Genomic DNA, 21,395 nt, shown 5'->3' with positions numbered 1-21,395 from the left:
CCCGTGCCCGGCCGCGTCTTCCTGACCGCGACACCGGCGGAACTGGGGCAGGCGCTGGGCGTGCCGTCCGATCCCATCGCCAATGAAAGGCCCCGCATTAACATCGCGCCGGGGCAGGAGGTCGTGGCCCTGACCGCCGAGGGCCTGACCCGGATGCGCTGGGGGATGATCCCGGTGGGCCGCGTCAACGCCCGCGGCCGCCCGGTGATGGAGACGATCATCAACGCCAGGTCCGAAACGCTGCTGGGCAAGTCGGCCTTCGAAGGCACGGGGCGTGCGGTGCTGCCGGTGAACGGCTGGTACGAATGGACGGGCGAGAAACGCCGCAAGACGGCCTGGCGCATCTCACCCAAGGGCGGCGGTCTGCTTCTGTTCGCGGCGATCACCGATGTCTGGAAAGGCCCGGGCGGGGTGGAGGTCCACCAGTTGGCCACCATCACCTGCGCGCCGTCACGGGACGTGGCGCCGGTGCATCACCGCATGGCCGTGATACTGGACCGCCAAGACGTGGGCCTGTGGCTGTCGGGCGAGGAGGAGGTCGACCACCTGTTCCGTCCCTGGCCGGACGGGCGCCTGTCGGTCGAAAAGGCCGAGGGGGTCGACTGGTCGGCCCCCTGATTGGCAGGATCAGAGTACGGTGACCTGGGTTCCCAGCGGCACCCGGCCGTAAAGGTCGATGACGTGGTCGTTGATCATCCGGATACATCCGTTCGAGGCGGACCGTCCGATGCTGTTCACCGCATTGGTGCCGTGGATCCGGAAGTAGGTGTCACGCCCGTCCTGGAACAGGTAGAGCGCACGGGCGCCCAGCGGGTTGTTTGGGCCGCCGGGTTCGACATAGTTGTTGCCGGCAAACTTGCCATAGGTACCCGGATCGCGCTGGATCATTTCCTGCGTGGGTCGCCAGGTCGGCCATTCCTTCTTGGCGCCGATCACGGCCTGACCGGTGAATTCCAACCCGGCCTTGCCGACGCTGACGCCATAGCGGATCGCCTTGCCGGGTTCGGTCACCCAGTACAGGTAATAGGACCGCGGCAGGACCAGCAGCTGGCCAGGCACATAGGTCGACTTGATATCCACGACCTGAGGCGTTGCGTCGAAGGTCTGTGCAAGTGCGATTTCGGGCAGGGCCGCGGCAGCGGTGGCAGCGCCCGCAGCGGCAATGAATGTGCGACGGTTGATCATCGTGTCCCCCAATGGTTTCCCGGTCTGGGTATCTCGTTCGCCGAAAACAAGTTTCCAGCAGTTGACGCCAAGGTCAATCCGCGCCGCGCAGGAACCACGCAGGCGTGATCGCTTTGGCGCACCCCGGCTGGGGCCGGAAGGCGATCAGTCGAAGTCGAAGATCTCTCCCAGAAAGCCGCCCCGTTTCTTCTTGCGGTAGGGCTTGCCTGAGCGGGAGCCGGAGCCGGAAAAGTCCTCTCGGGCCCATACCGGTGCCGGTTCCGGGTCGCGAAAATCCGGCTGCGGCTGCGGTTCGGGTTGTCTTGGATCTTCGGGGCGCGTCGCGGGCCGCGCCTGCGGTTCGGCCCGTTCGATGATCTTGTCGAGCTCGCCCCGGTCCAGCCAGACACCGCGGCATTTCGGGCAATAGTCGATCTCGACCCCGGAGCGTTCGGTCATCAGAAGCTCGGTTCCATCGATCGGGCATTTCATGTCGGTTCCTTTCCGATTGAGACGCGGGTCCGGTTGAGGTGCGGAAGACTTCGGAAAAACCTCCGGCAGCACGGGCGGTCTGCCGGCCCAGTCCCCGACGGGGGGCCGTTGTCTTGCCAGGGTGTCGTGGCAGGTCAGGCCATCATGTCAGGCGACTGCATATCAGGCGACAAGGCGCGCTATTAGTACCACGACGATGGCGCCGATGGCGGATACCAGGATCTGAGTCACCAGCGGGCTGCCGATGCTGAAGCTGATGCCAAGTGCGCCCAGAAGGACCGGTCCCACGAAGGCCCCGATCACGCCCGAGACAAGATAGCTCAGCAAGCCGCGCCCGCCGACGATGAAACTGGCCAGCCATCCGGCGACCAGACCGATGGCCAGCATGGTAAGAAGCGCTGTAAGGGTCATTTTCGGTCTCCTGTCCCGTCGCGTCGGACCAAAGCAGGGCCGGACGCCTTTTGTCCCTGCCCATGGCCTACTGCGACACCGGGAAAACGTCCACGGGAACGTGAATGTTCCGGGCGCCGGCTAATTCTTTGTTAACCTTACCGTCCGACCCTGCCGGGGGAGGTGGCTGGTGGTGAGAGGTCCGTCATGTCTTGTGCTGGGAATGCTGGTCTGGCTGGCCATGGGTACGCCGGTGCTGGCGGGGGCGTGGCTGCGGGACAAGGGCGCGGGCTTCCTGTCCTTCGGGGCGACGCTGCGTCCATCGCGGATCGTGCCGAACAACGAACAGAAGATCTATCTGGAATACGGCCTGACCGACTGGTGGACCATGGGCGTCGACGTGAACGAGACGCCGACAGTGACGGGCCACGCGCTGATCTTCGCGCGTCTGCCGCTGGGTCGGAAGGATGCCGCGATCCGGCAGGCGATAGAGGTCGGGCTGGGCGGACATCACTGGGGGCCGGACTGGTGGGGCTTCTACAAGGTGGGCTATGGCGCGGGGCAGGGGTTCACCAATCGCTGGGGCAATGCCTGGTGGGCGGTGGATGCAAGCTATGACCGGCGCCTGGGCAACCCGGAGCCGCTGTGGAAGCTGGACATCGCGCTGGGCCAATCTTCGGGGATGAAGCTGCGGCCGCTTCTGAAGCTGGAGACGGGTTATATTCCCGACGAAGGCACGGGCGGGTCCTTCGTGCCGTCGCTGATGATCCGCGGCTTCCGGAAGGAGACCTGGGTTCTGGGCGTCGAGTTCCGCCACTTCGGTGGCGAGTCGAGCGTGGGCCTGCGGGTCGATATCTGGCAGGACCTGGGCAAGGGCACGCTGGGGCAACGGCTGAGCGGTCGGCTGCCTCCGGAACGCCGGTCACGTTCGCCGGGTGTCAGACCGCGGGTTCAAGAATTGGCAGCGGCTGAACGGCGTTGATCCGCCAGCCCTCGGCGCACCGGATCATCTGGTAGTCGAGAAGGTAGACGTCGCCTGCAGCGTCCGTGATCATGACCCGCTGCCAGTACAGGCCCCCGGCTTCGCGCAATTCCAGGAACCGCAGGTCGGCGGGCTTCCAGACCATGGGATAGCCGAACTGGACCATGGCGCGGAAATTGTCGGGCGTGCGGAAGACCTTGCGAAGCGTCGGACTGGCATAGCTAAAGGCCCGGGGAAAGTCGTCGGCGCGGAAGGCATCGATCTGCGCCGTGATGGTGGAGTGGATGCCGATGGCTGGAGAGAGCGGCAACGACTGAGCCGCGCCCTGAAGGGCAAGGCCGGACAGCAGGGCAGCAGTCAGAAAAGTGCGGCGCAGGATCAAGCGCGTGTGCTCCGTCAGAAGAATGACTTTGGATATCTAGCGCGGCGCGGAAGTCTGTCCAGCGGGATTTTAACGATGGGTTAACGAACTGCGCCGGGCCTCGTCCCACGCCCATGCCTCGCCGGCCTGCGCGGCCCGGCGCGGTTCCCTTTTTCAGATACAGATCAGGTCAGTAGAGGAAATCGAAGGCCCGGCGCAATTCGGCGGTGCCGTCGGTCGCATACCAGCGGCCATGGGCCAGGATCACGCGTTCCGGCTCCCATGCCAGCATCTGGTCGATGGCCGACCGCAACTGGTCCCGGTGGCTGCCGAAGGTTGCCCGCATGTCCCGTGGCATGCTGCCATGGGGATCGGCGATCCCCGCCAGCCGGGCCAGCGGGCGGAACCAGAACGGGACCCGCGACGGTTCGAAATTCTCGATCAGGTCGGTCAGGATCAGGCTGCGCGAGGCACGGTGGAAGAACACGACTTCTCGGTGAACTGCGCTGCCTTCGACCAGCAGATGCTCGATCTCGCCCGACCAGGAGGGCGCCGCGGAATTGTCCAGAATGTCGTCGACATGCAGTGTCATCCCGCGCGATGCGGCGCGTTCCACCACACCGGGCGCGGCCCAGGTCGTCGCCTGGTCGAAGGCCACCTGCCAGTCACCGACATAGGCATAGTGGATCTCGTTCGGGGCGATCAGGTGGCGGACGGGGCCCAGGGCGCGGACCGCGTTCGCCAGGTCGTGCGTCAGCCGGATGGGCGAGTGAACCCAGACCTCGCCCGAGGCCAGGCGGATAACGGTCGACCGCGTCGGGAAGGGCAGGCCGTAGAAGCGGATCGTCGGGCCGTCGATCAGCCAGATGTCGTCAGCTACCGGCTTCAGCCGATCCAGGGGATCGTAGACCTTCATGGTGCCCCCCCCCAATGAAATGGACCCCTGCCGGCCCGGGCGGGTCGGCAAGGGCAGGGATAAGCGATTCGTTGCGACATGGCACCCGGCAGGCGGGCGCTCGGCAGACCTTAGCCGAGCTTGCCGGCCAGTGCCTGATCGATGAGGTCGACGGTATCCTGAACGCCGAAAAGAGCGATAAAACCGCCGAAACGCGGGCCCTGGGACGCGCCCAGCAGCACCTCGTATAGCGCGGTGAACCAGTCGCGCAGCGGATCGAAGCGGTCGCGGCCGACGGCATAGACCACGGATTGCAGCGCCTCGTCATCCAGCGGGCCGTCATAGGCCAGCAGTTCTGCCTTCAGCGCTTCCAGCGCTTCACGCTCTGCATCGGTCGGCGCGCGGTAGACCCGTGTCGGTTTCACGAAGTCGTTGAAGTAGCGCACGGCAAAGCCCGCGGCCTGGTCCAGGCCCGGATGCGTTTCGGGCCCGGCGTCGGGTGCATAGCGGCGGATGAAGCCCCACAGCGTCTCCTTGTCCTCGGCGCCCGAGACGGAGGCGAGGTTCAGCAACATCGCGAAGGACACGACCATGTCCGATGTCGGCACGTTGTGGCCGTGGATGTGGAAGACCGGGTTGTTCACCCGCGCCTTGGCATCCTGGTCGGCATAGGCGCGCAGCTGCTGGTGATATTCGTCGACAGCCTTCGGGATCACGTCGAAGAACATCCGCTTTGCCGTCTTGGGCTTCTGGTACATGAAGTACGAAAGACTTTCCGCCGAGGCATAGGTCAGCCATTCGTCGATCGACAGCCCGTTGCCCTTGGATTTCGAGATCTTCTCGCCCTTGTCGTCCAGGAACAGCTCATACGTGAAATGTTCCGGCGGGGTCACGCCAAGGGTGCGGCAGATGCCGTCATAGATCGGCGTGTTGGTGGAATGGTCCTTGCCGTACATCTCGAAATCGACGCCCAGCTGTGCCCAGCGGGCGCCGAAATCGGGCTTCCACTGCAGCTTCACGTTGCCACCCGTTACGGGCAGGGTCCATTCGCGGCCGGTTTCGTCGTCGAAGGTGATGGTGCCGTCCTTGGCGTTCACCTCCTTCATCGGGACATAAAGCACGCGGCCGGTTTCCGGATGGATCGGGAGGAAGATCGAATAGGTCTGCTGACGTTCCTCGCGGAGCGACTTCAGCATGATCTTCATCAGGTCGTCATAGCGTTCGGCGGCGCGCAGAAGCATCGGGTCGAACTGGCCGGACTTGTAGAATTCCGTGGCCGAGATGAACTCGTATTCGAACCCGAAGGTGTCGAGGAAGCGGCGCAGCATGGCGTTGTTGTGGTGGCCAAAGCTGTCATATTCGCCGAACGGGTCCGGGACTGCGGTCAGGGGCTTTTGCAGATGTTCCTGCAGCATCTCCTGGTTCGGCACGTTGCCGGGCACCTTGCGCATGCCGTCCATGTCGTCGGAAAAGCAGAAGAGGCGCGTCGGGATGTCCGAGATGATCTGGAACGCGCGGCGGATCATCGTCGTCCGCGCGACCTCGCCGAAGGTGCCGATATGGGGCAGGCCCGAGGGGCCGTAGCCCGTTTCGAAAAGGACATAGCCCTTTTCCGGCGCCTTCTTTTCGTACCGCTTCAGAATCCGGCGGGCCTCTTCAAAGGGCCAGGCTTTGGAATTCATTGCGGCGTCGCGAAGGTCGGACATGTTGGTGGGGCTCCGAATCGGAAAGGGCGCCCAAACGCGGGCGCCCGACATGGTTTCGGCCGCTACCTATTGTGCTCGTCCCGGGCCGTCAATATTTTGCCGGTGCGCAAGACCACAGCCTGATGCAAGGGACAGACCCATTGGCCGAAGAACAGACCCAGACCGAACCCCATGTGCTAAGCCCGCAGGACTGCCTGGTGATGCTGATGATCGCCGTGTCGGCCTCGGACGAGGACATGCGCACGGCCGAGCTGGTTCAGATCGAATCCGCCATCAACATGCTTCCGGTCTTTGCCGATTATGACATCGACCGGGTGAAGGTCGTGGCGCAGGTGGTCTTTGACCTGTTCGAGCAGGTCGACGGGCTGGATGCGCTGTTCGGGCTGGTCCGCGAGAACCTGCCGGAGCGGCTTTTCGAGACGGGCTATGCGCTGGCCTGCGAGGTTGCGGCCTCGGACGGGAAACTGGCGCCGTCGGAACTGCGGATCCTGCAGGAGATCCGCTATGAACTGGACATCGACCGCCTGCACGCGGCGGCCATCGAACGGGGCGCACGGGCGCGGTTCATGACCTGAAGGCTATGGCCTTTCGGGGCCGGCGCTTCGGTATGACGGTGGACGGGGGCTCTGCCCCCACGCCTTTCGGGCTGCCCCCGAGATATTTGAAGACCAAAGAAGTAGGGGCGTGGGCCCGTTCAGTGGCCGTAGAGCGCGTCCCAGCGTTCGATCAGGTTTTGCTGGAGTTTTTTCGAGCGGGTATTCCAGGCGCGGCCGCCGGGGGGGCGTTCGCGTTCGGCGCGGGTCAGGCGGTCGCGGGTGGGCAGGTCGGCCGAGAAATAGGCAAAGGCCAGGACGGTGCCGTCGCGGGCGGTTTCATAGCCGGCGAGGCCCGAGACGAAGTTCAGTGTGCCGGTCTTGGCCACCACGCCGAAGGGTGCGTTCTTAAGGGTGCGGCCGCGGTCGTCGCGAATCGGGATGTCCTTCAGCAGCGGTTGCAACTGGCCGGCGGGATAGGCGCCGACAAGAACCGCGACCATGTCGTCGGCGGTTGTGCGCGAGGCCGCGCCCAGGCCCGAATGGTCGACCATCCTGGTGTTCTTGACCCCGAATTTCGCCGCCAGCCATCGGTTCATGTCCTGGGCGGAATCCTTCAGCGACCGGGGGTTGCCGCCGCGCGCGGTCGAGGCGGTGAGGCCGATCATCTCTGCCGCCAAGTTGTTCGACCATTTCAGCGTCTCGCGCAGGATCTCGCGCAGGGGGGCGCTCTGGTTCGTGACGAGGACGGTCAGCTTGTTGCCGGAGAGGCGGTTCAGTTCGCTGGCCGCGGGCAGGGCGATGCCCTGGGCGCGGGCGAAGGTGCGGAAGACATCGCCGGCATAGTCGGCCGGGTTGCGCACCGGCAGCCAGCGGGACCCGGAATTGCCAAGGGCGGTCTGTGCGACGGTCCACTGGTCGATGCCGTTCTTGCGACCATAGGTGTAGACCGGGGCGCTGCGATTCACGACCTGCATCGTGGCTGTCTGGACATCGGGGCGGTACTTGTCGGACCGCCCGTCCATCGAAACGGCATAGCCCTTGGCGGTGCGGTTCCAGGCGAAATGCACCCGGTTGTAGTTCAGCGCGATCCCCGCCACCGCGGGGCTGTAGCCGACATGGTCGGGTTGTTCCTCGTCTATGGTTGCCGTGAAGGGCAGGAAGCCGTCATAAACCAGGAACTTGCCCGTGACCTCCCGGACGCCGGCGGACTTCAGCGAGCCGGCCATGCGGGCCAGTGTGTCCGTATCGAGCGTCGGGTCGCCGCCGCCCGCAAGGATCAGATTGCCGTTCAGCCGGCCGTTCGAGAGCGCGCCATCGGCGATCAGCTGGGTCTGGAAGCGGTAGTCGGGGCCCAGGCTGTCGAGCGCGTAGACCGTCGTCAGGATCTTTGCGACGCTGGCGGGCGGCAGGGACGCATCCCCTTCGTAGCTTTCCAGTTTCAGGCCCGACTTCGCGTCGGCGACGGACACGCCGACCCGGCCGGCAAGGCCCGATCCCTTGACCATCTGTTCGGCGCCGGTCTTGATCTCGGCCTGGCGGGCGGCGGGGGACAGGGCGGAGATTCCGCCCCGCAGTTGCGGGCGAAGCGAGGTGCGCGGGGCGCCGGCCTGGGCCAGGCCGGGCAGGGTGGCCAGCACGGCCAGGGAGCCGATCATCCGGCGGCGCGAAACGGGGCGCGATTGAACGGGTTGCATGGGAAACAGATAATCCGGTTCGGGGCGGGGGGACAACTGTGGGTTCAACGGACCGTTCAGCCCGTTGCGATTCCGTAAGCCGTCAGGGGGCGGCGCCGCTGCCGCCGGTCCAGCCGCCCCGGGCGCGGATGGCGCTGGAGCTCTGGTCCCGCATCGGCACGTTGACGAAACACCAGGCCGGCGCCTTGGCCCGGGCCAGCAGATGGCTTGCCTCGGCCGGCAGCCGGTAACGGGCGTAAAGCTGCGCCGCAACCGAAGTCCGGGCCGAGATACGATCGCCCGGGCGCGCCAGGACGCCGACCGGAACGGTTTCCATGATCGAGGTCCAGTTACGCCAGCGATTGAGCTGCACCAGATTGTCGGCGCCCATCAGCCAGACGAAGTTCACGTGCGGATAAAGCGTCAGCAGCGCTGCCAGCGTGTCGGCGGTGGCCCGGGTGCCCAGGCGGGCCTCGATCGCCGTCACGGTCACCCTTGGGTGCTGCATGATCCGCCGGGCCGCGTCCATCCGCTGTTCCAGCGGCGCCGGCCCGTGGGCCTTCAGCGGGTTCCCGGGCGAGACCATCCACCAGACCCGGTCCAGGTCGAACCGCTTCAGCGCCTCGCGGGTGATGTGGACATGGCCTTCGTGTGGGGGATCGAAGGATCCACCCAGAAGGCCGACCGACTGGCCAGGGGCAAGATAGGGCAAGCGTATTTCCATGTCGGGCGCCATTGCACATGAACCGGCCACGAAATCAATCGCCTGTCCGCAGAACTACGCGCGGCGTGACCATGCCGAACCCGGTTGCCCGCGCGCCGGGGCGCGACTAAGACACGAGGTGCAACCGCAATGCGCAAGGGAGCACGTCGATGGCGGCCTATCAGTATGTCTATCACATGGACGGGGTCTCGAAGACCTATCCGGGCGGCAAGAAGTGCTTCGAGAACATCCGGCTGAGTTTCCTGCCGGGCGTTAAGATCGGTGTCGTGGGCGTCAACGGGTCCGGTAAATCGACCCTGATGCGGATCATGGCCGGGATCGACAAGGATTTCTCGGGGGAGGCCTGGGCGGCCGAAGGGGCCAAGGTCGGCTATCTGCCGCAGGAACCGCAGCTGGATGAAAACCTGACCGTGCGGGAAAACGTCATGCTGGGCGTGGCGGACAAGAAGGCGATCCTGGACCGCTATAACGAACTGGCCATGAACTATTCCGACGAGACGGCGGAAGAGATGGCCGAGCTGCAGGACAAGATCGACGCCGCAAACTTGTGGGACCTGGACGCACAGATCGACGTGTCGATGGAGGCGCTGCGCTGCCCGCCGGACGATGCGCAGGTGGCGTCGCTGTCGGGCGGCGAACGGCGCCGTGTGGCGCTGTGCAAGCTGCTGCTGGAAGCGCCCGACATGCTGCTGCTGGACGAACCGACCAACCACCTGGACGCGGAAACCATTGCCTGGCTGCAGAACCACCTGATCGAATACAAGGGCACGATCCTGATCGTCACCCACGACCGGTACTTCCTGGACGACATCACCGGCTGGATCCTGGAACTCGACCGCGGGCGGGGCATTCCCTACGAGGGCAACTATTCCGCCTGGCTGGAACAGAAGGCCAAGCGACTTTCGCAGGAGGCGCGCGAAGACAAGTCGCGCCAGAAGACGCTGGAGCGCGAACTGGAATGGATGCAGCAAGGCGCCAAGGCGCGCCAGGCCAAGTCCAAGGCGCGGATCCAGGCCTACGAGGAACTGGCCGGCCAGTCGGAACGGGAAAAGATCACCCGGGCCCAGATCGTCATTCCGCGCGGGCCCCGTCTGGGCGGCAAGGTGATCGAGGTCACGGACCTGTCCAAGCACTATGGCGACCGTCAGTTGATCGACCATCTGTCCTTCTCGTTGCCGCCGGGCGGCATCGTGGGTGTGATCGGGCCGAACGGCGCCGGCAAGTCGACCCTGTTCCGGATGCTGACCGGGCAGGAGGCGCCGGACGGGGGCACGGTGGAATATGGCGACACGGTGAAGCTGGCCTATGTCGACCAGTCCCGCGACGACCTGAACCCGGACCACAACGTCTGGGAAGCGATTTCCGGCGGGGCCGAGATCATCGAGCTGGGCGATGCCCAGATGAATTCCCGTGCCTACTGCTCGGCCTTCAACTTCAAGGGCGGCGACCAGCAGAAGAAGGTTGGCCTGCTGTCGGGCGGTGAGCGCAACCGGGTGCACATGGCGCGGCTGCTGAAGTCGGGCGGCAACGTGCTGCTGCTTGACGAACCGACCAACGACCTGGACGTGGAAACGCTGCGGGCGCTGGAAGACGCGCTGGTCGATTTCGCCGGCTGCGCCGTGGTCATCAGCCACGACCGCTTTTTCCTCGACCGGATCTGCACCCATATCCTCGCCTTCGAGGGCGACGCCCATGTCGAATGGTTCGAAGGCAACTTCGAGGATTACGAGGAAGACAAGAAGCGCCGCCTGGGCCCCGACGCGCTGGAGCCCAAGCGCCTGAAGTACAAGAAGTTCGCGCGCTGACGTCGCGCACGGCGGGGGGGGGGGCCGCCGTGCCTGTCGACGTCCGGGACGTGGTGGCGGGGCAAGTCTTGCCCCGCATCGTTCTGCGGGATCTGCTACGCTCCGGCGGGTTGGTGCCGGCGCGGGCCCAAGGCGGGCCGGCAAAGCCTTTCGGCCCCCATTCCAGACATGATGTTTCCCGCCACGGAATATCCGGCCGGGGCGGTGCCGCCCAGGATCCCCGATGGGGTGATCAATCGCCGGGCGACATTTGCGCAGATTTCGTCAGAATCGCAAAAATTTACAAGATTTCAGTCTCTTGCGGCCTGCGTCGCGGCGGTGCTAGTCCCCGGGGACAGGTGCTTGGATCGCGGGTTTTCTGTACTTTTTCGGACGTCTGCTGTTAACTTCGCGCTGCGTCCCCGCCGCGGTGCGCACCGGAATGGCCCGGACGGGCCCGCATCAGGACAGGGAGGGCAGCTGCCATGGCAAGCGAGTTCCAGCCAGATTTCACCACCGTCACCATCTATGGCTATTTCGTCGGCCCGAACTTCGTGCGTGGCCTGGCCGAGCAGGATAACGAATACACGGTCCTGTCCGATACCCAGGCGACGCTGACCTTCCAGGGCGGGTTCGACAGTTCGATCACCTATGTGCAGCTGCTGTTCGGTACGGGCTTTTCCTATGATGAAGATACCGGCCGCTATTCCGGGCGGGTGGACACCTATTTCGCCTACGAACTGGACGCGCCGGAAAACGCCTGGTCCTTCTCGAACCTGAACGTGTCGCTGGACACGCTGAACTCGAACGCTTCGGATCCGGACGTGACTTTCCCGGACCTGCTCGTGATCCCGCTGCGCTACAAGTATCTCGGCGGCGAATATGACGACGTCTACATCACCGGGTCCTTCGACGACATCGCGCGCGGCCACGCAGGCGATGACACGTTCGAGGGGCTGACGGGCAACGACAAGCTGTATGGTGGCAAGGGCGCGGATTGGCTGCTGGGCGCAGAAGGCAATGACGAGCTTTACGGCGGCAATGGGCACGACCTGATCGAAGGCGCTGCCGACAACGACTATGCCAAGGGCGGCAAGGGCCACGACGTGGTCAATGGCGGTGCCGGCGACGACATCCTCTTCGGGAACCAGGGCAACGACACGCTTGTGGGCGGCCGGGGCAACGACATCGTCCGTGGCGGCAGCGGCACGGACCTGGTCGACGGCAATGGCGGTACGGACGAGCTTTATGGCGGGGCCGGCAAGGACGTCATGTATGGCGGCAAGGGCGACGACACGATGCGCGGCAATGCCGGCAACGACAAGCTTTATGGCGAGGACGGGTCCGACTTCATGTATGGGGGCCGCGGCAATGACCTGCTGGACGGGGCAGACGGCACGAACCAGATGTTCGGCCAGAAGGGCAATGACCGGCTGCTGGGCGGCGACGGCACCGATTACCTGAACGGCGGCGCGGGCAATGACCTGCTGATGTCGGGGATCGACCCGGACTTCCTGAACGGCGGTCGCGGCAACGACACGCTTTCGGGCAATGGCGGTCTGGCGGGCGGCGACAAGACCACCGACAACTTCATCTTCGAGGCGGCTTTCGGCCAAGACACGATCACCGATTTCGAGGTCGGTTTCGACGGCATCGTCTTCGCGCTGGGGATCACGGAAGACGACGTGACGACCACAACCCAGGGCAATGACGTGCTGCTGTCGGTCGACTTTGCCGGCGGGCAGAGCGTGCTGCTGGAAGGCGTGGCGGGAAGCTTCGATCCGGGGATCGATATTCTGTATAGCTGAGGAGAAGGCCCGGCCCTGCATGGGGTGCGGTGCCGGATGCATTTCGATCGGTCGGCGAGCGGCAGGGCGAACCCCGCTCTACCGCTTCTTCCGCCGTTGCACGTTGCCGCCGCGTTGGCCGGGGCGGCCGGCGGTGGAACGCCCCCGGGATCCGACCGCCGCTTCGGCGGCCTTTTCCACCGCGTACTGGCGCGCCAGAGGATCGTCCGAAACCGCAAGGTCCACGGCTTCCAGCCGCTTGATCTCGTCCCGCAGTCTTGCCGCTTCCTCGAATTCCAGGTTCTCGGCCGCCTTGCGCATGTCCGTCCGCAACCCGTCCAGCACCGTTTCCAGATTCGCGCCGTGCAGCGGCTTGTCCACCTTGGCCGTGACGCGGGACATGTCGGTGTCGCCCTTGTAGAGCCCGGCCAGAACGTCCTCGACGTTCTTCTTCACCGTTGCGGGCGTGATGCCGTGTTCTTCGTTGTAGGCCATCTGCTTGGCCCGGCGGCGGTCGGTTTCTGCCAGCGCTCGTTCCATCGATCCGGTGATGCGGTCGGCATACATGATGACCCGGCCTTCGGCATTCCGCGCCGCCCGGCCGATGGTCTGGATCAACGAGGTTTCGGACCTGAGGAACCCTTCCTTGTCTGCGTCCAGGATGGCCACCAGACCGCATTCCGGGATGTCGAGCCCTTCGCGCAGCAGGTTGATCCCCACCAGAACGTCGAAGGCGCCGAGGCGCAGGTCCCTCAGGATCTCGATCCGTTCCAGCGTGTCGATGTCCGAGTGCATGTAGCGCACTCGAACGCCCTGTTCGTGCAGGTATTCGGTCAGGTCCTCGGCCATGCGTTTCGTCAGCACCGTGGCCAACACACGGTAACCGGCGGCGGCGACGCGCTTCACCTCGTCCAGCAGGTCGTCGACCTGCATCTCGACCGGGCGGATTTCCACCACCGGGTCCAGAAGGCCGGTCGGGCGGATGACCTGTTCGGTAAAGACGCCGCCCGCCTGGTCCAGTTCCCAGCTGGACGGCGTGGCCGAAACGAAGACGGACTGGGGCCGCATCGCGTCCCATTCCTCGAACTTCAGGGGCCGGTTGTCCATGCAGGAGGGCAGGCGGAATCCATGTTCGGCCAGCGTGAACTTGCGCCGATAGTCGCCCCGGTACATGCCGCCGATCTGCGGGACCGAGACGTGGCTTTCATCGGCAAAGACGATGGCATTGTCGGGGATGAACTCGAACAGGGTGGGGGGCGGTTCGCCGGGGGCGCGGCCGGTCAGGTAGCGGGAGTAGTTCTCGATCCCGTTGCAGACACCGGTGGCCTCCAGCATCTCTAGGTCGAAATTCGTCCGCTGCTCCAGCCGCTGCGCTTCCAGCAGCTTGCCTTCGCCGACCAGTTGATCAAGGCGCTGGCGCAGCTCTTTCTTGATGCCGATCACGGCCTGGTTCATCGTAGGACGGGGCGTCACGTAGTGGGAATTGGCGTAGACGCGGATCTGGTCGAAACTGTCGGTCCGTTCGCCCGTCAGCGGATCGAATTCGGAAATCGATTCCAGCTCGTCCCCGAAGAACGAAAGTTTCCACGCCCGGTCTTCAAGGTGGGCCGGAAAGATCTCAAGCACGTCTCCCCGCACGCGGAACGACCCGCGCTGGAAGGCCTGATCGTTGCGGCGGTATTGCTGTGTCACCAGATCGGCGATCACGGCGCGGACGTCATAGCTTTGCCCGACCTTCAGATCCTGGGTCATCGCGCCATAGGTCTCGACCGAGCCGATACCGTAGATGCACGAGACCGAGGCCACGATGATCACGTCGTCGCGTTCCAGAAGCGCCCGGGTGGCCGAGTGGCGCATCCGGTCGATCTGTTCGTTGATCTGGCTCTCCTTCTCGATATACGTATCCGACCGCGCCACATAGGCCTCGGGCTGGTAGTAGTCGTAGTAGGACACGAAATACTCGACGGCGTTGTCCGGGAAGAATCCCTTGAATTCGCCATAAAGCTGGGCCGCCAGCGTCTTGTTGGGGGCCAGAATGATGGCCGGGCGCTGCGTCTCCTCGATCACCTTGGCCATGGTGAAGGTCTTGCCGGTCCCGGTCGCACCCAGAAGGACCTGGTTGCGTTCGCCGGCCTTGATTGCCTCGGCGATCTCGGCAATGGCCGTGGGCTGGTCGCCGGCGGCCTGGAATTCCGTCTGCATGCGGAAACGGATCCCGCCTTCCAGCTTCTCGCGTTCGCGGACGTCTGGGGCAGGGGCGTGCAGGACGGGAAGATGATCGGGGCGGTTGTTGTGCATGGGCGGCGACCTCCGGGTTCCATATGGGAGTTGGGGCGGGGCAGGGTCAAGCACGGCCCTGCGGCGATTGGGGACTTGCCCGAAAGCTGCGCATAAGGGATACAAGGGCCGCAGAAATTGGAGATCGTCCCATGACCGCCCGCATCTTCAAACCGGCCCGGACGGCCATGTCCTCGGGCCAGGCCAAGACCCATGAATGGGCGCTGGAATACGCGCCCGCCTCGCAGCGCGAGGTCGATCCCCTGATGGGCTGGACGTCGTCGTCGGACATGCAAAGCCAGGTGCACCTGCGCTTTCCCACCAAGGAAGCCGCCATCGACTATGCAGAGGCCCACGGCATCGAGGCCGTGGTGATCGAGCCCAAGACCCGCAAGGCGAACATCCGCCCCCGCGGCTATGGCGAAAACTTCGCCACCGACCGCCGCGGTCCCTGGACCCACTGACCCTGTTGTAAATCGGGATCAAGTTGCGGCCGAATGGGCCACAAGATCCGGCCGAGGTCTATTTTGAAGGGCGTGGATGTACCCGCTTTCAGGCGGCTTCGCGGTTATTCCTTTCGGCATCTGGTCCAGTGAGACGCTTCGACCGACCATGGGCTCTCGGATCGACTGGCTTGGACGGTGCGCATGCTGCGCTTGTTGAAGCCACTGAAATGAGAGGCCGATCGCTTCGGCGAGGCGTAGTCAGAGAAAGAAGATGAATGCGCAAACGGAAGCATAATTCTGCGCAAGCGGTGTCAGGGGCGAAACGTACCGCCTAGGTGTCCCTGGACTGCTTTCTGAAAGACGGTGATAGAGGCGCTGGCGCTGATGCTCCGGCGCCTTTCGCGTATGGAGAGGATCCGGCGGTTCGCGGCATGGGGCCACGGATCCGGCGGAGTGCCGTTGTGCTCTCCCCGTACGAGCCTGAGCATGGCGCAGTGGGGCTGGCTTGCGATAGTGAGACCCTGGACACGAGGTCGCTTGGAAGCGGTGGGAACTCCGATGAAGACGATGAAGTCAACGCAAGCTGTCGCTACGATACTGAACCGATATCAGCGTTGGAGAAATTGTCAGGTGCCCGTCACAGCAACAGATGCCTACGCCGACGCCATTGCTCGCGTCTGTGGCGACGAAGTTGACCTCGACCCGGCTGAAAGGGGCCTCATCCACCTGAATCGCCCGAAGGTGATTTCCGGCCGAAGACTGGTCACGCTTCTTGCTCGCCATCAGCGCGAGATCAGACCTGAGTGACGCCGCCCGAAGCCCTCCTGGGGTACTGGGCTCAACACCAGACACGATCATGAAGCCTCATCGCTCTTGGGAGCGCATGGTTTGCTTCAAGGGGACCATAGTCACCGCCCACGCCCGGCGCTGAATGATGATCTGCCCTGGTTCGAAAGGGCGGATTCCGGCCATTTGCCGCATGCGCGCCTTCACCAAGGCGCATCGCGAGATGCTGACATTCACCAAGCCCACGCCACCAGACCTGCGTTGCTCGGCACAGAGGATGGCAAACCGATCGTTCGCGACTAATAGACGAACGGCAGCGGTACTTAAGTCGCGATCCATGGCAAACGGTGCCGCCAAGGGTGGAAACACCCTGCTTTCTGGAAATGACAAAAGCAGCGTTACCCGGGGCGGCGGAGTGCTATCCATTGCTGCTCGACGACTGAAAGTGAGGTAAGGTAGAGGAAGACGGAAGCGTATACAGCCAAAGAGGCCGAGAATTTCGAATGGACTTGACAGAGCTCATCAAACCCCAGTGGGTCTTTCGCTCAGAGAATAACGGAGAATGGGACGTATTTTCATACTCCATTAAAGCCGCCGCTGCCATGGAGAAGCACTTCAAGGACGAATCCCCAAATGCCATCGAGGCAATCCGTGAACTTATGGGGATAATACTTTCGAAGCACCTCGAGGATCAAGAGGGCGAAGACAAATCGAGCAAGCCGACGGAGGCTGAGATTTCCGCTTTCACCGAGGATGATGTGAATCAATTCTCACGCGAGTTTGTCTATAATGACAAATCGTTCGAGCCGAACGTGGAAATAAAAAAAAGACGAAGATCAACCAGATGCGGAACACTTGCTCAACATTCTTGAGGCCGAGAACAAAAGACTGAGTGCCAAGATGGCCGACATGTTCGCAGGCATAAAAGACACACTTGGGGGGCTTCGCAGCAGCAAGAATCTTGGCATCCGGAGCGTCAGCGAAGACCTTTTCGAGCAGAGCGAGGGACTTGAGAGCACTTATGGTCCAAAGCCGAGCGCTTTGGAGCCTTCACCCGCGATATTCAAACATATAGATATCCCGCCACATCCGGCCCACGAGACGAATGAGCGCCTTGGCGACATGTCCGAGCGCCTGAGCAATCTCGTCGGCTTTGGGGAAAACGCTCTTAGGATTATGAATGGTCTACAAGTTGCGGCAGCGGAATTTCTTGAAAACTTCTCGACAGAGGCAGAGAAGAACAGCAAAGCTGCCAACAAAGCTATTCTGGTTGGTATTTTCGCAATCGTCTTCTCGGTCGCCCAAATCGCCTACACAGAGTATTGGCGAGTACCTCAAGACTCTGCAGCCATGGACAGAGCTCTAGCGAGCGTTCGAGGGGAGATAGATGAGCTTCAAACGGCAATCGTAGGCGACTTTGGTGCCTCGCAAACCGCGTTAGAGCGCATGTCCGCCGATGTTACGGGCGCGGTCCAGACAATCGGCGATACGAATACCGACTTGCTACGCGCAATCGAACAGTTGCTCCGACAGCAACAAGAGCGAGATCGGTCGATCCTCGAAGCGCTAGAAGCTATTGTTCCCCCCCCGCCTCCGCAGACGGAATAGTTGCGTCGCGGACACATAAATGTAGGGGCAAAACCAAAGCGCGAATAGCAAGCGGACCCATGTGCGTCCGGAGCGATATGGTGCTTCGTTCCACACTACGGAACATGGGCCAGGAGAAGATGCTGCACCTTGCCACGAAGGGCCGGTTCGGGGAAGCTGCGACGCAGCGATGGCCTGCCTGGCGAATGTTGCCTGTGGGCCGGAGGCGCGTCCCATAGTGATCTGGCACGGCGGAGCCGCCTGCCGCATCGCCGTAAGACGACTTCGCATACGAACCTGACATTGACGATCGCGTCGATGTTCAGCCTCATGCTCTCAGCCGCACCCATTTGGAGTAAATCCTTGAGCATCTATGATCCTTTGCATGAGCGCCTTTCGTCCCTGCATGTCACAACAGTAAGGATGAGCTTTACCGACATCGAAGAGATCATCGGTCAAGACCTGCCTCCGAGCTCCAGAAAATATTCCGCGTGGTGGGCAAACAACGACCAAGGCGGGAAGAGGCACTCATCTGCCTGGCTGAAGGCTGGATGGCGTACTGAAGGTCTCGCTCTGGAGATGGAAGAAGTCAGTTTCGTGCGTATAACCGAGCCGGCTCCTCCCACTATCTTTGGTGCTTCGATTGCGACCTCGTTGACCGCGGAATGGCTTCCGAGCGGAGAGGTCAAACTTTCGCAGGACGGGAAATTGGCCTTCCCGGATGTCCCTAGAGAGGCCGGGGTCTACCGCTTCCGGATCACAGCAGAAGAAACGTCGCGCAGTTATATCGGCGAGAGCGTCAACTTACGTGGGCGCTTCAGCTCCTATCGGAATCCGGGGCCGACGCAGGCGACCAACCTGCGCTTGAACGCGCTGATGCTCGAGCACCTTGAAGGTGGTGGCGCGATCGGCCTCGATCTGATCACCCAAATCGGCGCCTTGACGCAAGGTGACTCCAAGCAGGAAAGGAGCCTGAGCGACAAGGCCGTCCGCAGGTTGCTTGAGCAAGCCGCCATCGTGGCGGACGAAGCAACGGAGACAGAGCCCCTTAATCTCTGATTGAGCGTTCGCAATATCCGCGCTGCCGACCTTAGTGCCCAGATCCGGACCCGGCTCAGTCCGCCATGTTGTCTTCGGCCGGAAACATCTGGATGAACTTCTGGCCAGGATTGCCTCTTTGCCGGAAGCCGATCCCTTCTGCGACGGCGATCTCCACCCGATTTCCTACGCCTGCCAGCATGGAGCCGGTCGCTTCGAACACCTCTTCACCGAAGTCCTTCAGGGGAAAATCCCGGCATTTCGAAATCCTGACCGGACAGGAATCGGAGCCACCCTTGTCGATGTCGGCACCGTGGTCGGCTCGAAATACGCGGCCTGAACAGACATCGTAGATCTGGAGATCAAGCCCGCTTCGGCGGGCTTTTCCTTTTTGATTTCAAGGCTTCGCGGGATCTTACCCCGATTTTCGCGAAATCCTTGCTCCCAGCCTGAAATGTCGTAAACTAAACCATTGAATACAGGTGGTTTTTTGGATCACATGGAGACAACTTTGCCCCGATTTACAGACCCTGTGTAAATCGGGGCAAAGTTGTCTCGGAATCGGGGCAAGGATCCCGCGAAGCCAAGATTTGATCACCATGTAGGGCGCCCAATGGGCGCCTTCTCCATATGTTGGTGTTGCGCCCTCCCGTGTAGTTCGGGATCAGATTGTGGATGATGAGACCACAGGAGGCCGCCAGGGTCTGTTTCGAAGGGCTGGGATGCATCCCACTTTCGTTGGGCTACTCAGTCATTCCTCAGGGCAGCTGGTCCAGTGAGGCGCTTCGACCGGCAACAAGATCTCGGATGGACCCGCTTGGACAGCGCGCATCCTGCGCTTGTTGAGGGGGAAGACGCCGTGATGGAAGCCCGCCTTAGCATGACCGTCTTCAAGGACCAGACGCTCGAAGAAGCCATCGAGATCATGGAAACTGCGACGAAGTCCAATCCGAGCTTGCGGGAACTCCATGATCGACACCTGGGCGATGCACGTAAGATCACCCGCGAGGAATATGAAGACGCCCGCCAGGTCGCCCGCGACATCGCCAAAACCGAACAATACCTCATCTCCATGAAGCTGCGGAAGAAGGTCGAGATGCTCTTCGCCCACCTCAAACGGATCCTTGGCGTGAACAGGCTGCGATTACGTGGTCCACGCGGCGCAAATGACGAATTCCTCCTCGCAGCAACCGCCCAGAACCTCCGCAAACTGGCCAAGGTCATTCCCGAACCGCAGCAATCGCGAAACGTCTGACGGAAAAAGCGCTCGCGCCATGTTCAGCCGTCGATATTCTGCGCTCGCGAACGGGTGTTTTTCCACAGAATCGGCGGGGAGCGGAAGTTCGCTGCGGGTGCATCACTGATGGTTCTGCGCTACACAAGCAGACTTTGGATTGAGTGGACCCTGGCGCGAGTCGCTACAGTGGCAATTGCCTTAACGCGGAAACAAGCTTGAGCCGAGGCACACCCTCATCTGAAGTGATATCCGTTTCGCCGGAGTGGACTACCAACCTTTGTGTTGCTCCAACTGCATTGCATCCAATCGCAAAACCTTTTTTCGCCCTCGCATCTGAATTCACCTTAATCTCGATTGCGTAGATCGCGTCGCTCGAAAACCTCAGGACGAGGTCGATCTCGTTTTTCTCTTTGTCTCGATAGAACGCAGGCGTCGCATTGCCATTTGATGCATTGACGATCGCCTCGACTGCGAAGCTCTCCCAACTGTGTCCAAGAGCGTCGTGCCTCCAAAGCTGTTCCGTGGACCGAATGCCAAGAGCAGCGTGCAGCAAACCACAGTCTCTGACGTAGAAAATCGGCATGGAGTTAAGACTTTGATTGCTTCCGGCTGGCCAGTTCGGCAAGCGACGTATGAGGCCTGTCCTTTCAAGTAGGTTTAGTGACTTTCTGATACTCTCTCTCTTCACCGAAAGGTTCTTTGCACAGTTCGCATCGTCAAATTGCACGCCGTTGGTATTGGCGACATACTGAAAGACATCAGGGAGACGATCACTTGCATCGATGCCCCAACAGTCCAGATCTTGATTGAGCAGAGAAGCAAGGTAATCCAATCTCCAGTTGAAGCTTTGCTCGTCACTATCTGCGTATAGACTCTCGGGAAGTCCACCGCGTAGCCAAAGGGCTTCTTTGCTCCACACGGGCGAATTGGTGGATTGGGCTTGAGGGGCCGTGGTGCTCGACGGACCCTGAGTAGTCATCAGCGGTTTGCAATCGTTTAAATGTTCTATGACTTGGATCGGCGTAAGCTCCAGGTCTGTCATTATCCCAATCAGTGCACTACTAAGTATTTGATCTGTCTTTGCATTTCGGCCCACTAGAATGAACCTGGGCGCGGAACGCTGGTGTTCGGTGCATGAGCGGATAATCGATTCTACTCTTGGTACTTGCGCCCCATCTATTGCGTCGACACACAGGACTCTCCCGCTGAATGCAGTTTGGATTTCTTGATGCGACATGCAAACAAGCTGCTCCCCCGACATCACTGCTGAACCATCGTCCATTTCGGCGGCCAGAGCTGACAACAGAGAGGTTCGTCCAGCCCTGGGAAGAGCGCGAAGAAGAACGGCCCCGCTATGAAGCAGTTTTGACCGTAGCGTGTTCTGAGAGGCTCGAGCAATCACAACGCCTAGTGTTCCCCGTCTGACGTAGGATTCCCAATGCCGCTCGCTCGTGGCATGAGTGGGAGATGAGACGCTCGGATATCTGCCTTTACCTTGGCCCCGCCGACCGCACTGAGCTTGAAGCTCTG

21 protein-coding genes and 1 pseudogene are annotated in these 21,395 nt (G+C 62.2%); 11 read left to right on the top strand and 11 right to left on the bottom strand.

The window, feature by feature from the left end:
• Nucleotides 1–3: 3 nt before the first annotated feature.
• Nucleotides 4–618, top strand: coding sequence for an SOS response-associated peptidase (locus tag FQK05_RS15835; RefSeq protein WP_158968578.1), 615 nt, complete (start codon nucleotides 4–6; stop codon nucleotides 616–618).
• 9 nt (nucleotides 619–627) lie between these two features.
• On the opposite strand, the gene FQK05_RS15830 is transcribed toward FQK05_RS15835, so the two are convergent.
• The 3 genes from FQK05_RS15830 to FQK05_RS15820 form a co-directional block, all read right to left on the bottom strand.
• Nucleotides 628–1,185, bottom strand: coding sequence for a L,D-transpeptidase (locus FQK05_RS15830; RefSeq protein ID WP_199252689.1), 558 nt, complete (start codon nucleotides 1,183–1,185; stop codon nucleotides 628–630).
• A gap of 144 nt (nucleotides 1,186–1,329) precedes the next feature.
• A complete protein-coding gene (locus tag FQK05_RS15825; protein ID WP_158968576.1) occupies nucleotides 1,330–1,656 on the bottom strand; it encodes a TFIIB-type zinc ribbon-containing protein in 327 nt (108 codons plus the stop codon).
• A 162-nt stretch (nucleotides 1,657–1,818) separates the two neighbouring features.
• Entirely contained in the window at nucleotides 1,819–2,067 is a 249-nt protein-coding gene (locus FQK05_RS15820; RefSeq protein ID WP_158968574.1) for a GlsB/YeaQ/YmgE family stress response membrane protein, read from the bottom strand.
• Between the two features lie 169 nt (nucleotides 2,068–2,236).
• On the opposite strand from FQK05_RS15820, the gene FQK05_RS15815 reads away from it, so the two are divergent.
• Nucleotides 2,237–3,028: a hypothetical protein gene (locus tag FQK05_RS15815; protein WP_233270539.1), complete on the top strand. Its 792-nt coding sequence runs from the start codon at nucleotides 2,237–2,239 to the stop codon at nucleotides 3,026–3,028.
• Here FQK05_RS15815 and FQK05_RS15810 read toward each other — a convergent pair.
• The 3 genes from FQK05_RS15810 to FQK05_RS15800 all read right to left on the bottom strand — a co-directional run bounded on the left by FQK05_RS15810 (nucleotide 2,985) and on the right by FQK05_RS15800 (nucleotide 5,990).
• A complete protein-coding gene (locus FQK05_RS15810) occupies nucleotides 2,985–3,410 on the bottom strand; it encodes a DUF4864 domain-containing protein (protein WP_233270538.1) in 426 nt (141 codons plus the stop codon). The two genes, FQK05_RS15815 and FQK05_RS15810, sit on opposite strands and share 44 nt — an antisense overlap.
• Before the next feature lie 169 nt (nucleotides 3,411–3,579).
• Nucleotides 3,580–4,305, bottom strand: coding sequence for a DUF4336 domain-containing protein (locus FQK05_RS15805; protein ID WP_158968570.1), 726 nt, complete (start codon nucleotides 4,303–4,305; stop codon nucleotides 3,580–3,582).
• Nucleotides 4,306–4,415: 110 nt separating this feature from the next.
• Nucleotides 4,416–5,990: a lysine--tRNA ligase gene (locus FQK05_RS15800; RefSeq protein WP_158968568.1), complete on the bottom strand. Its 1,575-nt coding sequence runs from the start codon at nucleotides 5,988–5,990 to the stop codon at nucleotides 4,416–4,418.
• 200 nt (nucleotides 5,991–6,190) lie between these two features.
• Between FQK05_RS15800 and FQK05_RS15795 the strand changes: the two genes are divergently transcribed.
• Nucleotides 6,191–6,565, top strand: coding sequence for a tellurite resistance TerB family protein (locus tag FQK05_RS15795; RefSeq protein ID WP_233270555.1), 375 nt, complete (start codon nucleotides 6,191–6,193; stop codon nucleotides 6,563–6,565).
• A gap of 119 nt (nucleotides 6,566–6,684) precedes the next feature.
• Here the strand turns inward: FQK05_RS15795 and dacB are convergent, their stop codons facing one another.
• The gene (gene dacB, locus FQK05_RS15790) at nucleotides 6,685–8,220 is read right to left on the bottom strand and encodes a D-alanyl-D-alanine carboxypeptidase/D-alanyl-D-alanine endopeptidase (protein ID WP_158968564.1); all 1,536 of its coding nucleotides are present in this window, start codon (nucleotides 8,218–8,220) and stop codon (nucleotides 6,685–6,687) included.
• Nucleotides 8,221–8,302: 82 nt separating this feature from the next.
• Nucleotides 8,303–8,923, bottom strand: a complete 621-nt coding sequence (locus FQK05_RS15785) for a nicotinate-nucleotide adenylyltransferase (protein ID WP_158968562.1) — start codon at nucleotides 8,921–8,923, stop codon at nucleotides 8,303–8,305.
• Nucleotides 8,924–9,072: 149 nt separating this feature from the next.
• Between FQK05_RS15785 and ettA the strand changes: the two genes are divergently transcribed.
• Nucleotides 9,073–10,728, top strand: a complete 1,656-nt coding sequence (ettA, locus tag FQK05_RS15780; RefSeq protein ID WP_158968560.1) for an energy-dependent translational throttle protein EttA — start codon at nucleotides 9,073–9,075, stop codon at nucleotides 10,726–10,728.
• Between the two features lie 464 nt (nucleotides 10,729–11,192).
• Nucleotides 11,193–12,515, top strand: coding sequence for a calcium-binding protein (locus FQK05_RS15775; RefSeq protein ID WP_158968558.1), 1,323 nt, complete (start codon nucleotides 11,193–11,195; stop codon nucleotides 12,513–12,515).
• Between the two features lie 78 nt (nucleotides 12,516–12,593).
• Here FQK05_RS15775 and uvrB read toward each other — a convergent pair whose 3' ends face one another.
• Entirely contained in the window at nucleotides 12,594–14,792 is a 2,199-nt protein-coding gene (uvrB, locus tag FQK05_RS15770; protein WP_158968556.1) for an excinuclease ABC subunit UvrB, read from the bottom strand.
• A gap of 131 nt (nucleotides 14,793–14,923) precedes the next feature.
• Between uvrB and FQK05_RS15765 the strand changes: the two genes are divergently transcribed.
• The 5 genes from FQK05_RS15765 (at nucleotide 14,924) to FQK05_RS15745 (ending at nucleotide 18,649) form a co-directional block, all read left to right on the top strand.
• On the top strand, nucleotides 14,924–15,235 hold the full coding sequence (locus FQK05_RS15765; protein ID WP_158968554.1) for an ETC complex I subunit: 312 nt from the start codon (nucleotides 14,924–14,926) through the stop codon (nucleotides 15,233–15,235).
• A gap of 540 nt (nucleotides 15,236–15,775) precedes the next feature.
• Nucleotides 15,776–16,024, top strand: coding sequence for a hypothetical protein (locus FQK05_RS15760; protein ID WP_158968552.1), 249 nt, complete (start codon nucleotides 15,776–15,778; stop codon nucleotides 16,022–16,024).
• Nucleotides 16,025–16,506: 482 nt separating this feature from the next.
• Entirely contained in the window at nucleotides 16,507–16,875 is a 369-nt protein-coding gene (locus FQK05_RS15755; RefSeq protein ID WP_158968550.1) for a hypothetical protein, read from the top strand.
• Between the two features lie 28 nt (nucleotides 16,876–16,903).
• A complete protein-coding gene (locus FQK05_RS15750) occupies nucleotides 16,904–17,611 on the top strand; it encodes a hypothetical protein (RefSeq protein ID WP_158968548.1) in 708 nt (235 codons plus the stop codon).
• Nucleotides 17,612–17,953: 342 nt separating this feature from the next.
• Nucleotides 17,954–18,649: a DUF7662 domain-containing protein gene (locus FQK05_RS15745; RefSeq protein WP_158968546.1), complete on the top strand. Its 696-nt coding sequence runs from the start codon at nucleotides 17,954–17,956 to the stop codon at nucleotides 18,647–18,649.
• Nucleotides 18,650–18,704: 55 nt separating this feature from the next.
• Here the strand turns inward: FQK05_RS15745 and FQK05_RS26150 are convergent, their stop codons facing one another.
• Nucleotides 18,705–18,851 (bottom strand): hypothetical protein, encoded by a 147-nt coding sequence (locus FQK05_RS26150; protein ID WP_233270537.1) that lies wholly within the window; start codon nucleotides 18,849–18,851, stop codon nucleotides 18,705–18,707.
• 765 nt (nucleotides 18,852–19,616) lie between these two features.
• On the opposite strand from FQK05_RS26150, the pseudogene FQK05_RS15735 reads away from it, so the two are divergent.
• Nucleotides 19,617–19,883: pseudogene (locus tag FQK05_RS15735) on the top strand (transposase); the annotation flags it as partial.
• A 163-nt stretch (nucleotides 19,884–20,046) separates the two neighbouring features.
• Here FQK05_RS15735 and FQK05_RS15730 read toward each other — a convergent pair.
• Nucleotides 20,047–20,907: an ATP-binding protein gene (locus FQK05_RS15730; protein ID WP_158968544.1), complete on the bottom strand. Its 861-nt coding sequence runs from the start codon at nucleotides 20,905–20,907 to the stop codon at nucleotides 20,047–20,049.
• Nucleotides 20,908–21,395: the final 488 nt, after the last annotated feature.

This window comes from Chachezhania sediminis, from assembly GCF_009765275.1.
GTDB lineage: Bacteria > Pseudomonadota > Alphaproteobacteria > Rhodobacterales > Rhodobacteraceae > Chachezhania > Chachezhania sediminis.
The sequence above is the reverse complement of the archived record's forward strand: the minus strand, read 5'-3'. Positions and strand labels throughout refer to the sequence as shown.

Coding starts and splice junctions, on each gene's coding strand:
- FQK05_RS15830 (WP_199252689.1), bottom strand. CDS start 1,185: ATGATCAACCGTCGCACATTCATTGCCGCTGCGGGCGCTGCCACCGCT.
- FQK05_RS15825 (WP_158968576.1), bottom strand. CDS start 1,656: ATGAAATGCCCGATCGATGGAACCGAGCTTCTGATGACCGAACGCTCC.
- FQK05_RS15820 (WP_158968574.1), bottom strand. CDS start 2,067: ATGACCCTTACAGCGCTTCTTACCATGCTGGCCATCGGTCTGGTCGCC.
- FQK05_RS15805 (WP_158968570.1), bottom strand. CDS start 4,305: ATGAAGGTCTACGATCCCCTGGATCGGCTGAAGCCGGTAGCTGACGAC.
- FQK05_RS15800 (WP_158968568.1), bottom strand. CDS start 5,990: ATGTCCGACCTTCGCGACGCCGCAATGAATTCCAAAGCCTGGCCCTTT.
- FQK05_RS15795 (WP_233270555.1), top strand. CDS start 6,191: ATGCTGATGATCGCCGTGTCGGCCTCGGACGAGGACATGCGCACGGCC.
- dacB (WP_158968564.1), bottom strand. CDS start 8,220: ATGCAACCCGTTCAATCGCGCCCCGTTTCGCGCCGCCGGATGATCGGC.
- FQK05_RS15785 (WP_158968562.1), bottom strand. CDS start 8,923: ATGGAAATACGCTTGCCCTATCTTGCCCCTGGCCAGTCGGTCGGCCTT.
- ettA (WP_158968560.1), top strand. CDS start 9,073: ATGGCGGCCTATCAGTATGTCTATCACATGGACGGGGTCTCGAAGACC.
- FQK05_RS15775 (WP_158968558.1), top strand. CDS start 11,193: ATGGCAAGCGAGTTCCAGCCAGATTTCACCACCGTCACCATCTATGGC.
- uvrB (WP_158968556.1), bottom strand. CDS start 14,792: ATGCACAACAACCGCCCCGATCATCTTCCCGTCCTGCACGCCCCTGCC.
- FQK05_RS15765 (WP_158968554.1), top strand. CDS start 14,924: ATGACCGCCCGCATCTTCAAACCGGCCCGGACGGCCATGTCCTCGGGC.
- FQK05_RS15760 (WP_158968552.1), top strand. CDS start 15,776: ATGAAGACGATGAAGTCAACGCAAGCTGTCGCTACGATACTGAACCGA.
- FQK05_RS15755 (WP_158968550.1), top strand. CDS start 16,507: ATGGACTTGACAGAGCTCATCAAACCCCAGTGGGTCTTTCGCTCAGAG.
- FQK05_RS15750 (WP_158968548.1), top strand. CDS start 16,904: ATGGCCGACATGTTCGCAGGCATAAAAGACACACTTGGGGGGCTTCGC.
- FQK05_RS15730 (WP_158968544.1), bottom strand. CDS start 20,907: ATGACAGACCTGGAGCTTACGCCGATCCAAGTCATAGAACATTTAAAC.